This window comes from Halorarum sp. SLYT50 (assembly GCF_059821265.1).
In genome coordinates this window covers 457,903-471,481 of sequence record NZ_CM187555.1, presented here as the reverse complement: position 1 = coordinate 471,481, position 13,579 = coordinate 457,903, and the positions used below count along the sequence as shown (strand labels likewise).

At 62.6% G+C, this 13,579-nt stretch carries 11 protein-coding genes; 8 read left to right on the top strand and 3 right to left on the bottom strand.

The annotated features are described in order from the left end of the window. Window positions 1-42: 42 nt before the first annotated feature. Window positions 43-795: a class I SAM-dependent methyltransferase gene (locus AC6RUA_RS02390; RefSeq protein ID WP_499814358.1), complete on the bottom strand. Its 753-nt coding sequence runs from the start codon at window positions 793-795 to the stop codon at window positions 43-45. Between the two features lie 22 nt (window positions 796-817). Then, window positions 818-1,702, bottom strand: coding sequence for an aldo/keto reductase (locus AC6RUA_RS02385; protein ID WP_499814357.1), 885 nt, complete (start codon window positions 1,700-1,702; stop codon window positions 818-820). 142 nt (window positions 1,703-1,844) lie between these two features. Here AC6RUA_RS02385 and AC6RUA_RS02380 point away from each other — a divergent pair, with 142 nt between their 5' ends. The 5 genes from AC6RUA_RS02380 (at window position 1,845) to AC6RUA_RS02360 (ending at window position 7,913) form a co-directional block, all read left to right on the top strand. Beyond that, on the top strand, window positions 1,845-2,984 hold the full coding sequence (locus AC6RUA_RS02380; protein ID WP_499814356.1) for an alanine racemase: 1,140 nt from the start codon (window positions 1,845-1,847) through the stop codon (window positions 2,982-2,984). Between the two features lie 561 nt (window positions 2,985-3,545). Beyond that, entirely contained in the window at window positions 3,546-4,358 is an 813-nt protein-coding gene (locus AC6RUA_RS02375) for a helix-turn-helix transcriptional regulator (protein ID WP_499814355.1), read from the top strand. Between the two features lie 157 nt (window positions 4,359-4,515). Then, complete coding sequence (locus tag AC6RUA_RS02370) at window positions 4,516-5,892, top strand: FAD-dependent oxidoreductase (protein WP_499814354.1); 1,377 nt, start codon at window positions 4,516-4,518, stop codon at window positions 5,890-5,892. 145 nt (window positions 5,893-6,037) lie between these two features. Next, window positions 6,038-7,330, top strand: a complete 1,293-nt coding sequence (locus tag AC6RUA_RS02365) for a hypothetical protein (RefSeq protein ID WP_499814353.1) — start codon at window positions 6,038-6,040, stop codon at window positions 7,328-7,330. Between the two features lie 208 nt (window positions 7,331-7,538). Further along, on the top strand, window positions 7,539-7,913 hold the full coding sequence (locus AC6RUA_RS02360) for a hypothetical protein (RefSeq protein ID WP_499814352.1): 375 nt from the start codon (window positions 7,539-7,541) through the stop codon (window positions 7,911-7,913). A gap of 190 nt (window positions 7,914-8,103) precedes the next feature. Here AC6RUA_RS02360 and AC6RUA_RS02355 read toward each other — a convergent pair whose 3' ends face one another. Continuing rightward, the gene (locus tag AC6RUA_RS02355; protein ID WP_499814351.1) at window positions 8,104-9,234 is read right to left on the bottom strand and encodes a hypothetical protein; all 1,131 of its coding nucleotides are present in this window, start codon (window positions 9,232-9,234) and stop codon (window positions 8,104-8,106) included. 369 nt (window positions 9,235-9,603) lie between these two features. On the opposite strand from AC6RUA_RS02355, the gene AC6RUA_RS02350 reads away from it, so the two are divergent. The 3 genes from AC6RUA_RS02350 (at window position 9,604) to AC6RUA_RS02340 (ending at window position 12,496) form a co-directional block, all read left to right on the top strand. Then, window positions 9,604-9,732: a hypothetical protein gene (locus AC6RUA_RS02350; RefSeq protein ID WP_499814350.1), complete on the top strand. Its 129-nt coding sequence runs from the start codon at window positions 9,604-9,606 to the stop codon at window positions 9,730-9,732. A gap of 131 nt (window positions 9,733-9,863) precedes the next feature. Continuing rightward, window positions 9,864-11,906 (top strand): hypothetical protein, encoded by a 2,043-nt coding sequence (locus AC6RUA_RS02345; protein ID WP_499814349.1) that lies wholly within the window; start codon window positions 9,864-9,866, stop codon window positions 11,904-11,906. Window positions 11,907-12,187: 281 nt separating this feature from the next. Further along, window positions 12,188-12,496, top strand: coding sequence for a hypothetical protein (locus AC6RUA_RS02340; RefSeq protein WP_499814348.1), 309 nt, complete (start codon window positions 12,188-12,190; stop codon window positions 12,494-12,496). The last annotated feature ends 1,083 nt before the right edge of the window (window positions 12,497-13,579 follow it).

Below are 13,579 nucleotides of genomic sequence, written 5' to 3'. Positions count from 1 at the left end.
CGACCGTCCCCCGTCGGGTCTACACGCTCACGAGGAGTCGAGTCACTCCGACAACCGGAGCGCGACGCTGTACATCCGTCCGGCGGACTCCGACCCGATGGCCGCCGCGAGGCGGTCGGTCTCCGCGGTCAGCGGGTCGCCCAGTTCGGCCGGCAGGGTCGCGGCCGCCTCGCGCGCCACGTCGGCGTGTGCCTCGACGTGACTCGCGGTCCACGGAACCGGGTCGAGCAGCGTCAGTTCCCGGTCGAACGTCCAGCCGTAGCCGACGAACAGACGACGGAGCACTGCCGCCGGGTAGAACGTCAGCGCGGGACGGCCGGCGGACAGTTCCGTCGCCGCGTTCTCGACGGCGAACAGTTCGCGCACGGCGGCGCTCTCGGGGAGCGGGTCGTAGTCGTCGACGACGAGGTGACAGCCGGGGGCGGCGACGCGCGTGAGTTCCGACGCGACCGCGTCGAGCGACGGGGGAGCGAGGACGTTGAACAGGCCGTGTGCGGTGACGACGTCGACGCCGTCGGTCGCCAGCGGGAGCGCACGGAGGTCGGCCTCCAGAACCGCGGTACGGTCGGCGCCCGTCCGCTCGGCGTCGCCGCTCGAACCCCCGTCCGCGTCGTGGACCCGCGCCCGGACGGTCGCCGCGTGGTCGGGGTCGTTCGTGACGGCGTAGACACGGTCGGCGCCGGCCGCGAGCAGGCCGGTCGTCGCGTTGCCGACGCCCGCTCCCGCCTCGAGACAGACCGCGCCCGCGACCGGCCGGTCGGCGAGCGCCGCCGTCACCGTCCGGGGAACGTCCATGCGGTCGGTAACTCCCCCCGCGTCAGTGGTGGAGCTGCTGGGGCACCGGGCTGTCCTCGTGGCGCAGGCGCTCGACGAGCGAGCGCTGGGCGGCGTCGTCCATCCCGTCGTAGCGGGCGGCGGCGTCGAGCACCATCGCGGCCAGTTTCGGGTCGCCCGCGTTGATGACGCTCGTCAGCCCCTGCGAGGCGGCGAAGTCGAACCGCTCCCGTATCTCGTCGGGCGTGTCAACCGGTTCGTACCAGTTGCAGTACGGGCGGTCCTCCTGTGGCAACTCGTCGGTCGAGGGCCACGGTCCCCCGGCGAACGCCTTGATGCCGAGCGTCCCGATGCCCTCCTCGTTCGCCCGGTCGAGTACCGCCGCGTAGTCGTGCTCGTCGTCGTCCTTCCCCACGACGACGGGGTTCATCGGGAACATCAGCGTCTCCAGGTCGTCGATGCGGTCGACGGCGTCGAGGATGAGTTGGGGCGAGGCGTGGCTCGTCAGCCCGATGTGGTCGACGAGTCCCTCCTCCTTCGCCTCGCGGAAGGCCTCGAGCGCGCCGCCGTCGTCGGTTATCGTCTCCAGTTCGTCCTCGTACTCCAGTCCGTGGACCTGGTACAGGTCTATCTTGTCGACGCCGAGGCGGTCCAGCGAGCGTTCGAGCTTGCGTCTGGCCCCCTCGTACGTCCGCTCTTGCGTCTTGCAGCCGAGGAATATCTCCTCGCGGTGCTGGCGGAGCTTCGGGCCGAGTTTGAGTTCCGCGTCGCCGTACGTCGGGGCGACGTCGAAGTGGTTGACGCCGTGGTCGAGCACGAGTTCGACCATCTGGTCGGCGCCCTCCTGTTCGAGCCAGTTGAGGGCGATGGCGCCGAACGTCATGACCGTGCTGTCGTGACCGGTCTCTCCGAGCGGGCGGGTCTCCATGGCGGCTGCTCCGGGGGGAGCGCACAAAAGCGTACGTCCCGCGTCGCTCCCGTCGCCGAGTTCGGTCCCGGTCGGCGGCGGCGGGGACCGACCGCTCGACCCGGTGCCCCTGATTTATCCGCCCTCGGGTGCCTCTCCCCGCATGACGAGTTGGACGACGGACGAGGCGGGTCCGAACCTGTACCAGTCGGTGACCGACGTGGAGACGCCGGCGTTGCTGGTCGACGTGGACGCCATGGAGCGCAACGTCGAGGAGTACGCCGCGTTCGCGCGCGAACACGGCGTGCGGCTCCGGTCGCACGTCAAGACCCACAAGAACGCCGAACTCGCGGCGATGGAAGACGAGATGACCGACGGTGGCGGCGTCTGCTGTCAGACGCTCGGCGAGGCCGAGACGATGGCGCGCAACGGCCTCGACGACATCTACCTCTCGTACCAGGTGGTCGGCGAGCCGAAACTCGACCGACTCTGCTGGCTCGCCGACAAGGTCGACGAGTTCGCGACGACCGTCGACTCGGCCGCCACCGTCGACGCACTCGTCGACGCGACGGAGCGCAACGGCGTCACGCTGGGCGTCGTCCTCGAAGTCGACGTGGGGCTCCACCGGACCGGCGTGAGTCCGGGCGGTGCGGCCGTCGACCTGGCGGGGCGAATCGCGGACGCCGAACGGCTCCGGTTCGACGGCGTCCTCGCGTACGAGGCGCACGTGAAGTCCGAGGCGACGACGGAAGCCGAGTTCGACGAGCAGTGCGGGGAGGCGATGGACCTCGCGGCGGACGTGGTCGACGACATCGAGGCCACCGGCGTCCCCGTCGACGAGGTGAAGGTCGGTGGGACGGCGACGTCCCGCTACAGTGGGACACACCCCGTGGTCACCGAGGTCAACCCCGGGATGTACCCGTTCAACGACGTCGGCGAACTCGAACTCAGACCGTGGGAGGTGTCGAAGGCGGACTGTGCGGCCACCGTCGTCACGACGGTCATCTCCGTGCCGGACGAGGACCGACTCGTCGTCGACGGCGGGAGCAAGACGTTCTCGCTCGACAAGCCCCAGATGCCCGTGGCGAAACACCGCGACGACATCGCGTACGCGAACGCCAGCGAGGAACACGGCTGGATAGACACCAGCGAGTCGAGCGAGACGTTCCGCGTCGGCGATCGCCTGGAGTTCATCGTCCCCCACGTCTGTACGACCGTCAACCTCCACGACCGCATCGTCGGCGTCCGGGACGGCCGAGTCGAGGAGTTGTGGGAGGTGCAAGCGCGCGGGAAGGTCAGGTAGCCTCCGAGCGGGAGCCGAGGCTCCGCGTCGGTGAGTGTCTCCCGGGACACATATCAATTGTAGGTAATATACTCTGTTGATATTATGTCAGATAAACCATGGGGAGGAACCGCATCAAAGTATCGGTAGCGATTTGATATCAGATATATGGGTAAAAACAGAGTAGTTGTTTGGCGTACAGATATCGGGGGCTACAGGGGGACTATGGATCCGAGCTCCGGCTCCCAGCACGTTCCCTTCCAGGTGAGCGAAACTCAAGGGGGAGGAAAGAGGGCCCCCGAAACGGCGCCCCTTTAACCCCCGAAAATTCGCGGACTCATCCGAATCGCGTTCCCCAAACACACACTTGATCAAGGATTCATCCGAGCCTGATAGTCGAGACTGGTGGCAGGGGGCATCGGCTTTGGAGACGGTCCGTGTCATCGTTCTGACGTCGGTCCTCGTCCGGCTACCACTCGGCCGAGATCGGTGTCGAGACACGACTAGGGGAGTCTCAGGCTGTCTCGGACGGGGTTCTCGGCGCGAAAACCTATCTCGAACGGTCCCCAATCCATCGACACCATGGGATCGTTCACCGCACTCCGGGGGCCCCTCGAGGAGATTGAGTTCCTCTCTCGCTCCCCGAATCGTGTTACGGTGCTCAAGGAACTAACGACGGGACCGCTCGGACGGTACGACTTGGAGGAGGCGACCGGCGTGAGTCGGGCTACGCTCGGGCGCGTCCTAGACGATTTCGAGGAGCGGGGGTGGATCGAGGAGGAGGACCGGACGTACGGGGCGACCCAACTCGGAGCGTACGTCTCGCACGAATTTTCCGCCCTCTTGGAGCGCTTCGAGCCCGTTCCCGCGCTCAACGGCGTGGCCCAGTGGTTTCCTGAAGAGGGGTTCGACTTCGATCTGGGGTGTCTCGCCGGGGCGCGGATCATCCGTTCGACGAAGAGCGACGCGCTTGCCCCGACGACACACATCTCGAGACGGGTCCGCTCCGCCGACCGGGTCAGACTCCTCACGTATTCGGTCCTCCCCGACGTGATGGAGGCGTGTTGGCGCGGGACCGTCGACGGCACTCTTGAGCTCGAGGGCATAGTCGGCGGGGACGCGCTCGAGAACGTCGGAACGGACCCGGAGACGATCGACCGTGCACGTGAGATGATCCAGGCTGGAACGTCTGAAATCGTCGTGTACCCCGGAGAGATCCGGTCTACGGTATTCATCGTGGACGACGTCGTGTTGCTGTGCCTCTCCGGGGGCGAGGGGGCACCGCTCGCGGTCATCGAAACCGACGACGAGACAGTCCATACGTGGGCCGGGTCGACGATCGACGACCACCGTCGTGCGGGAGAACCGCTCGATCCCTCGCTGTTCACTCGGTGAGAATCGCTCACGGTGGGAGACCCTCCCAGCGCGAATCTATACCGTCGCGGGGGAGGGTTGTTCGCTCGTGAGTTCCCGTGACGACGCCAACTCCCGAACCTGAACCGATCTTAGGAGCCGAGGCGGAGAACCGAGGCGACGGAGGGGGACAACAACCGTGACCCTGGCGACCGTTCCCCGGTACGATAGCGACCGGACCGACACGGTCGGCGAACACGCGGTCGTCGTCGGAGCGAGCATGGCCGGCCTTCTTGCCGCCCGCGTCCTCGTTGACGTGTTCGAACGCGTCACGGTCGTCGACCGGGACCAACTACCCGACGAGCCTGGTCCGCGCGACGGAACACCCCACGCCCGGCAACCACACGTGCTGTTGGAGGCCGGCCGCGCGACGCTCGAAGACCTGTTTCCGGGATACGGCGAAGCGCTCGTCTCGGCCGGCGGGCTCCTGGTCGACGGCGCGACCGACTTCAGGTATTTCGACGGTGGAGCCTACCTCGCCGACGGTCCGACGCGGCGACTCATGTACTTCGCCAGTCGGCCGTTGTTCGAGTCGGTCGTACGGCAGCGCGTCACCGCGCTCGACGGCGTCCGCGTCCACTCCGGCAGTCAGTTCCTCGACTACACCACCGACGAGTCGACGGCTGTGAACGGGGTCGTCGTCCGGAGCGGAGGGACCAGTCGGGAGGAGATACACGCTGATTTGGTGGTCGACGCCACGGGCCGGACGAGTCGAACGCCGGCGTGGCTGGAGAGAAACGGCTACGCACGGCCAACCGTGGACGAGGTGCGCATCGATCTGGCCTACGGTAGCGTCCTCCTTGAGCGCCCCCCGACCGACCATCGCACCTGGTACGTTCCCCTCTCCCCGCCTCGGACCCGTGGCGGCGCAGCGTTCCCCATCGAGGACGACCGCTGGCTGGTGAACCTCCACGGGATACACGGCGACCACCCTCCGACGGACATCGACGGCTTCTCCGAATTCGCGGCGAGTCTCCCCACCTCGGCACTAAAGCGTCTACTCGACGACAATCGGCTGGTCTCCCCGGACGTCGAGCGCTATCCGATCCCTTCCAATCGACGGTACCGATACGAGGGCCTCGACCGGTTCCCCGACGGACTGGTCGTCGTCGGCGACGCGGTCGCCAGCTTCAACCCGACCTACGCGCAGGGAATGTCGGTGGCGGCACTCGAGGCGGTGGTGCTCCACCATGTCCTCGATGCGCACGGCCGCGAGGGCCTCGCACGGCGCTTCTTCGAGCGCTCTTGGACGGTCGTCGACGTCGCGTGGACGATGGCAGTCGGAAGGGACTTCGGCTTTCGACGGACCACCGGTCAGAAACCCCACGGCACTGAACTCGTCAACCGGTATCTGTCCCGGCTCGTCCGGAGGGCGCACACGGACGGCGAGTTACGGGACGCGTTCTACGAGGTAATCGTGATGGAGCGCCCTCCGCGTTCGCTGTTTCGGCCGAGCGTACTGTGGCGCGTACTCGGGCCGACCGGCCGAATCCGTGACGATCGGGGACGTATCTGACGACCGAAGGTCGGTTCGTACCACCCGGATGAGAGAGTCGATACTGGTGGCAGGGGATTTCAGCCGTAAGGACAGCGCGTTCGATGGTTTCGTACGGGAACTGGCGCGGTTATGCTCTGAGACGCTGTACTGACAGTGATATCAGATGAATCGGCGCACGTTCCTCTCGGCGGGCCTCGGGGCGGCTCTCCTCGGGGTCACCGGCTGCCTCGCGAATCCCCTCCCCTCTCCCCTCGTTCCTGACCCCCTCCCACCGGACCCGACCCTCCGGTGGCTCCGACGCTATGGGAGGGCGAACAGCCACGAGTCGTTCGAGGTTCTCCTCTCTCTCGCGGACGGCGGGTTCTTCGCCGCCGGCGCGCAGATGCGGACCGGCGACGCCGCGTTCCTCGTGCGGACGACTCAGGGCGGGGAGGAGCGCTGGCACCGACTGATCGACGGCCCGCACGCGGTCGCCGCGGTCGAGACGGCCAACGGGGGAGTCCTCCTCGTCGTCGGCCCCGAGGCACCACGTCTGATCGCCCTCGATACCGACGGAGGAACGATCTGGAGTCGTATCGTACGACCGACCTCGACCGCCCGGTACGAGTTCACCGATATCGAAACCGCGCTCGACGGCGGGTTCGTCCTCGCCGGCACGCGAATCGACCCGGTCGAATCGAACACCGACGGCGGACCGACTGAACGGCGAAGCGCCGTCGTCGTCGCAGTCGACCCGGAGGGACACGTCCGCTGGGAACGACTATTCCCCGCCCCCGACTACGCGTGGGCGACCGACGAGGAGGGGAACATCGAGTGGGGCCCGGGTTCGGAGCGAGCGAACGCCATCGTTGCCGCCGCCGACGGGTACCTCCTCTTGTGTGAGGATACGGACAGCGTACCGTACGTTCGCCGACTGGCCGTCGACGGCACCGAACGCTGGCGACGGTCGTACGGAGAGGAGTACAACCAGTCCCTCTGGGCGGTCGCCCCGACAGACGGTGGATACGTCCTCGCCGGGCGGAGACTGGTCGAAGGGGGTGACTACATCGACGTCCCGTGGCTCCTCGCCATCGACACCGAAGGGAATCCGGTGTGGAGCTACGGCTACCAGTTCAACGAGGAACAGTCCAGTGAGGCTGGCATCTCGAACCTCGTCGTCAACACCGATGGGTCGATCGTCGTCGCCGGGTCGTATCATCCGGACGGCCACTGGACCGGGAGCTCCAGTCCGATGCTCATGGGCGTCGGTACGGACGGGACCTTCGAGTGGAGCCGGCGGTACGGCGACCGAGGTGGCATCGGAAGTGCCGTCACAGAAGCCTCGGACGGCTCGTTCATCCTCGCCGGGCAACTCGACGAGACGGGACCGTGGACCGACGCCGTACTCGTCAATGCCGGTCGCCCTACTGAATCGAACATTGACCTCGTACGCCAGGTGAGTGTCCCACTGGGGTAATTTCGACGATTCGACTAGCTGGGATGACCTCCAGTCATCTCGGGCTCGATTTACTCATGGCCCCCCGAAATCAGGCCCCTTTAAACCCCGAAAGTTCGCGGACTCACCCGAATCGCGCTCTCCAAACACACCCCATATTCGATATCGAGACCGGAGATCGGAAGCGCGGAGGAAGTAGTAATATCCATCGGTGAATCGACCATCCTTCATGGAGGTCACTACTACTGACTTGGCGGAACTTCGAGACCTATGTTTGGAGCACTATGACGATGACCGCTCAGATATCCGCTCCATCATCCTCTATGGTGGAGCTGCGAAGACCTTCGTTGGTCAAGACCACAATCCAGGCGACTTTGACCTGAACGTATTCTTTTCAGACGAGTCATCAATCTCATCCACCCATGGAATGCCCGAGAAGATCGGGAAGTACAACGGCTTAGAAGTAGAGGTGATGCGGAACAGGATCCCCGATGATGTCTCTCTCAACCAATTTGTTGAAGTACAGAATTCCAAAAGGTGGACGAGAATCAGGGCGGAGCCAATCGTTCAACTCTTCCCGGAAATCAGGCGCCTGAATTGGTAGTCAACTCCCGACTGCACTTTCATCAGTAGCATCGCGAACTAGAGGTTTTCACGGTGAACTGACCAAAGCCTCGCTCACAGTTACTTGCTACGACAACCGTCCGGACACAACAGGCACGGCGACCGGAACCCGTGACTCCCCTCTGGGGACTGGCCACTGGTGGCAGGAGAGTGTGGAGGTTTGGGGGCTCTCAGTCCCCCGTGGATACGTCCGAGGTCTGGCTCTCGAGTACCTCGTGCCCGGTCTCGACGAGGGTCACGAAGCGCTCGGCGAACCGTTGCTGGAACTCCTCGGTCATGAGCTCATCTGCGTGACCGATCTTGAACTCGGTCATGACGATCCGATACTTCTTCCGACTGTGGCTCACGTCGAAGCCTCGGTCTTCGAACATCACCGCATGCTCTCGGATTCGAGCAAGTGTCTCCTCATCGTTGTCGACATCGAGCGAAACGCGTGCAGTTTCGTTCGAGGGCTTGAGTCGGATACTGTACGAGACCGACTCGGGATGGGCAGGGTTCTGCGACTGAAGCGCCGGTTCACGGGCTGCCAAATCTTCAGGGAAGACATCGGCGGGCGTCTCGGCCTGGACGAGCGACTTGACCGAGGGAAACGCGCGAGCGATGATCGACTCGACTGCCTCGGGGTAGGTGGGATTGCCCCGCCGCTTTGGCCTGACGCGGCTCGTATCGTAGTTGACTACCGTCGCAGTCGTGAGAATTCGTTCCTCCCCCCCAGCGCCACCAGCGACGAACTGTTGAACTTCCACGCACTGAACGTGAAGTCCCTGTTCGAGGAGGTAACGGACGTTTGCTTTCGTTCGCTCAGTAACCGTCTCGGCGACGATCACCATCCGCTGATATTGGTTACAGGCAGTCTCGTCGAGAGGGGTCCCGAACGTTGCCTCGAATGCGTCAGCCAGTGACTCCGCGTCTCTTACTGCCGCTGGTACACTCCAGTCGCCCTGTCGATACTCTTGGAAGACGGCATTCAGTCGGTCGTAGTCATAGGCACTGATCGACTGAGCATAGGTTTGAGGCTGTGAGAGGATCGTTTTCTCGCTTGCACTTTTGGTTCCACTCGATCCCTTCTTGATCCCGATCACGAGTACGTTTCCATACTGGTCAAGTCCCAAGAGGTCAGGTCGCCCCGTGTCGAGAGAGTACTGTCGACCAATGATCAACACCCGCTCGTTGAGCAACGCAGTCGGGTTCGCGTTCAGAACGGACTCAAGAGCGTGTTCTGACGCAACAGGGGACCGTGTACACTCGCGCAACTGTGGTTCGTCACCCGTCTGCCCCTCTTCGACTGTGAACGTCCGCATGAGAGTATTTCACAGCCACGACTAGTTAGCAATCACTCATATTCTCGTCTCGGATTTCGCTCATCCAACCCGAGAACGACCAAGACAAGTGGTAGTCCAACTCATGATCTGGTCCAACGGCTGGTCCCCGGAAGGGTTCGGTTCTCGACATGGTATTTCCACGAGTGCCTATCACGCGGCCGGCACAGGTTTCCGGCAACACCCATTTACAGCGGTAACTGAGAACTGACTCTATTTCCTCACATATCCAGCAAGACGCTGACAGTCAGTCCAACTCCTGTGAGAGACCAAGAACCGGCAGAAGTCACACATGTCCGACGAAGCTACCAAAGTATTATATATTCATAGCATCATTAGTTTCATGAGGAAATGTCAAGTAATTTGACCTCGGTTGCCTGCACACCAGAAACGCTCACCCGGCTTCGAGCACAGAAGCGGGGCGGTGAAACCTACGAGGAACTCCTCCGACAGATGCTTGACCAGTACGACCCCGACTAACACCTTCACGACACGATGATTTCAGCCGAGTACCCACGAGGAGCGACGCGTCCAGCCTCCCGATGGATGGGTGGGACTGGCTCCGAGCCAGAACAACGGCGAGCTCGGAAGAGCAACCGGAGCCCCGACTGATGACCACCGTCAGAGCCGTGCCCGACCGACTCACTGTCACGAGTCGACAGGACCTTGCCGTTAACGGGACCGAGGTGCTTCGAGCGTTTGCGAATCATGCAGCATCAGCTGACCGAGTCCCTGCCGGAGACCAATCCAACGAGACTCTGACGCTCACGCTCGACGTGCCACCAGATGCAATTCGAAACGCGATCGGCGAGCTGGGATATCGGGTGGCAGAGGTCTGGTCGCCCGATACGCCGTTCGTAGTGCTCGTCAAGACCGTCCAGGGTACGGGGAAAACGACAGGGACGATGGATACGACCGAGTTCGCGTTCGGGCCGACAGCCGCCTTTGGACCGCGTCACGAGGACATCGAAGAGGACGCGAGCCGGTTCACCGGTCGCTACGAGGTCCACTTCGAAGGGAAGGACCGAGCGTGTCTCCATCCGACGTACAAAGGTCACCACAGCGATGTCGATCAACGGATCAGCCATCAGTGGTGCATGGAGTGCGAGTATCGCGAGGCGTGTCCGTGGGCCACCCCATACGAGGCCATCGACGACTCGACGTCCGTGCCGAGCTTCACCGCTACCCACCATCACCTCTCGTTTCTCCCGCACGCTCTTCGAGCGGCCAACAGCTGGGAGGCGATCGAGGCGATCGTCATCGACGAAACGCCGTGGGATGCCGTCGTCGACCAGTCGTGTACCCTCGAGGTATCGGACATCTGTGCGACGCGTGAGACCCTTCGCTCGATTCGCGACGAGGACTTGGTGGCACTCCCGGACTCAGAGTGGGCGGGACTGTTCGCCGCGTTGGACGCACTCGTAGCGGAGATCGCCCAGGATGGTGCCTCCGCGTTCGACGAGCTCAAACGCGCCTGTCACCGGTTCGAATCAACCGATGGGCTTCGGCAGGCGGTCGCCGAACAGCAAGCTGCGGCCGTTCTCCACGGAGACCCCTACGAGGACGTCTTCCTCACGCTCACGGGAGCGATCCCCGCCCTCGAACGTACGTGGGAACGGGCGCTTGCAGCCGACCGCACGCTTCCTTCCGACGTGCCACCACCACCGTTTTGGGATGTCTCGAACGCCGAACTCACCGTCAGCTGGATTACGTCGACCCTCGATACGCTCGCGCGTGAGAAGCCCATGTTCCTTCTTGCGACGGAGCTCCCGGTCGAAAAGGCACGCGCTGCGTTCGACCTCCCTGTGGTAGTGGTCGAAGATACGGTTCGACCGCCGCTCGACACGGTGCAACTCAAGACGAAACCGGCTGGTATCACGGAACTTCGGAAGGAGACCCGCGTCTTGGACACCCTCTGTGAGTTAACGACGCTCGCGATTCGCCGGGAGGTTCTCACTGGACGAAAGACACTCGTCGTCGCGAAAGAGACACTCGGCACGGACATCCGCGCACGTCTCGAAGCGGACGGGCTGGCCGAGGGAGATGCGTTCGAGTTCGGCAACTACTACGGCCTCACAGGCAGTAACCGATACGAGGAGTGTGAGGCCGTCGTCCTTCTCGGCAGTCCTGGTTGGCCGAACGATCTCGTCAGGCGGTCACAGGTGTTGACCGGTGTCTCTACCGAGGAACTCCACTTCGAGATGCGACAGGGAGAGATGCGTGACGCCCTCCATCGAATCCGACCGGTCTGGATGGGGGCTGATCACGGCGATACTGATGATGACCCGCCAGCTCGAGCGTACATCTTCTCGAGCTCGCTCACCGACTACCTCGAGGAATCGTTCGACGTGGACGAGCGGGGGTCGCTATTCTCTGGTGGGGTGCCGGACATCCGTCAGCACTTGACTCGAACGCTCAAACCACTTAAGCGACGCTGCCGCGCTCGGGCGGAGATATTGCGGCACGTCGACGAGGCAGAGAGCCCGGTGACGACCACCGATCTCGTGACGGCGGTATCCGGTGAGTACGCGTTCGTGCGCTCCATCGTCGACGACCTCGTAGACGAAGGTAGTCTGGAGGAACGGACGGGGACGACGACCTCTCCAGGTCGGCCTCCGACGACGATCAGTCGTTCGACTTCCTCCGCGAATTAATTTGAGGAACGCAGTGTTTCCCTCTTTTACTATTAATAGGGAAATCGGAACTCAGTCAAAATAATTCGCGAGAGTCGGGGTGGAACACGTTTAAGAGAATTTCAGACCCTGAATGATCATCGAACGACAGAACCTGTGAGACTAGTTCAGGTTGACACGATATATATTAAACACTCACAACAGGTAGTATCGACAATAGTTTTGTTTCCAGCGTACGTATCCCTCTTGCACTTCCTTGATACGGGTAGCCACTTCTGTGTCGGGGAAGTGAACTCCTGACTATGCCAACTGACATTCAGAAACTCCACGACGACGCAACAGGATTCGAAGCGCTCCGTGTTGACCACTGGGATGCGACCGGTCGGCACTGGCTCACGTACTTCAGACAGGACGACGACGGGGTCTGGTATCCGTACACGACTGCCGACACCGCCTACAACCCTCGTCAGGAAGGATTCGACCGCCAAGGGCTCCCGACTGCAATGGCCGCGCTTGAGGAGATGGGTATTGAGGTCGAAGATCGGCTTGCCGACGAGGATGGAACTGGAACCGACGACGAGGAACGGGATACTGCACTGATGGACGAGTGACAAGAATACTACTAGGGACTCACACCTAAGGCTCACTGCCGTTTTTCACTCGTGCTTGACTCAACCACCACGGGCCGTCTGCCCAAGAGAGCTTGATCACCATCGGAGGAATCTTTGTACTGGTCTTCGTCGCGTGAGTGTTCCTCCCGGATGGCCGAGCCGATCGGGCTTCCCTCCTGGATCTGAATGGTCATCGGTACTGGTGGCAGGGAGGGAAAGCGGTCTCGGACTGACCATATCAGCGTTGGGTTGGTCCTGGCGAAGATATGCACGTATCTCACGACCCCCTCACCTGTTTTCCTGTACGTACGTACATACGCGTACGTACGTACGTACGTACGTACAGTCTGATGGGAATTTGGAGTTCCCGCTAAGTGCATATCCCCTGAACACGTTTAAGTGTCAACATACCTCGTGATTAAGTGTCGGTCGACTAGCGACCATAGTCGGCCGATGTCGACACAGAACCTGGTTTTGGCACCCAGGAACCTCCGTTCCACACCCGCCCTCATGGGCGGTTTTACTCAGAGCTTCATACTGTATATTCCCCAAACAACACGTTGATAGTGTAGCTGTACTAACTGGTAATCGGTGACGACGACCGCAAACGGTCGGGGTGGTTGGCTGGGTGGAGGATGGTGTACTGTATCGGCAGACAACCAAGACAGCTGGTCCTGTGGGAACCGCCGGGATCGGGCTGCCACGGCCGATGGCGCGGATCCGCCGCTTGAGGCCACGGTAAGTGGTGCCGGCACTACGCTTCCCGGGTAGGACTAAGCCGTCCTGCCCTTTCCTCGTCCACCGACGCTCTGTCGTACCGCCCGCAGTGATATCGGGTTCTCTCCCTGCCACCAGCAACGGAAGATAATCCATCGGGAGAGATTCCTTCTATTGTGGAGGCTTCCAAGACCGAGACTCAACGACTCGCGTTCCTCCATACGTTACGCCGTGTACGGTGGGAAAGATACACGGTGGGAGCACGGTGAACAAGCGGTAGATGCCAATCGAATTCGGCCTGTGGCGAGTCGACGGAGACGGGTTCCAACGGCTCTCATCCACAAAGTTGGACGACGAATCTCGGCT

What these genes read in the sequence shown, in the direction of transcription:
- AC6RUA_RS02380 (WP_499814356.1), top strand. Translation starts at nt 1,845, where the DNA reads ATGACGAGTTGGACGACGGACGAGGCGGGTCCGAACCTGTACCAGTCG.
- AC6RUA_RS02355 (WP_499814351.1), bottom strand. Translation starts at nt 9,234, where the DNA reads ATGCGGACGTTCACAGTCGAAGAGGGGCAGACGGGTGACGAACCACAG.
- AC6RUA_RS02390 (WP_499814358.1), bottom strand. Translation starts at nt 795, where the DNA reads ATGGACGTTCCCCGGACGGTGACGGCGGCGCTCGCCGACCGGCCGGTC.
- AC6RUA_RS02385 (WP_499814357.1), bottom strand. Translation starts at nt 1,702, where the DNA reads ATGGAGACCCGCCCGCTCGGAGAGACCGGTCACGACAGCACGGTCATG.
- AC6RUA_RS02350 (WP_499814350.1), top strand. Translation starts at nt 9,604, where the DNA reads ATGTCAAGTAATTTGACCTCGGTTGCCTGCACACCAGAAACGCTCACC.
- AC6RUA_RS02365 (WP_499814353.1), top strand. Translation starts at nt 6,038, where the DNA reads ATGAATCGGCGCACGTTCCTCTCGGCGGGCCTCGGGGCGGCTCTCCTC.
- AC6RUA_RS02345 (WP_499814349.1), top strand. Translation starts at nt 9,864, where the DNA reads ATGACCACCGTCAGAGCCGTGCCCGACCGACTCACTGTCACGAGTCGA.
- AC6RUA_RS02360 (WP_499814352.1), top strand. Translation starts at nt 7,539, where the DNA reads ATGGAGGTCACTACTACTGACTTGGCGGAACTTCGAGACCTATGTTTG.
- AC6RUA_RS02340 (WP_499814348.1), top strand. Translation starts at nt 12,188, where the DNA reads ATGCCAACTGACATTCAGAAACTCCACGACGACGCAACAGGATTCGAA.
- AC6RUA_RS02375 (WP_499814355.1), top strand. Translation starts at nt 3,546, where the DNA reads ATGGGATCGTTCACCGCACTCCGGGGGCCCCTCGAGGAGATTGAGTTC.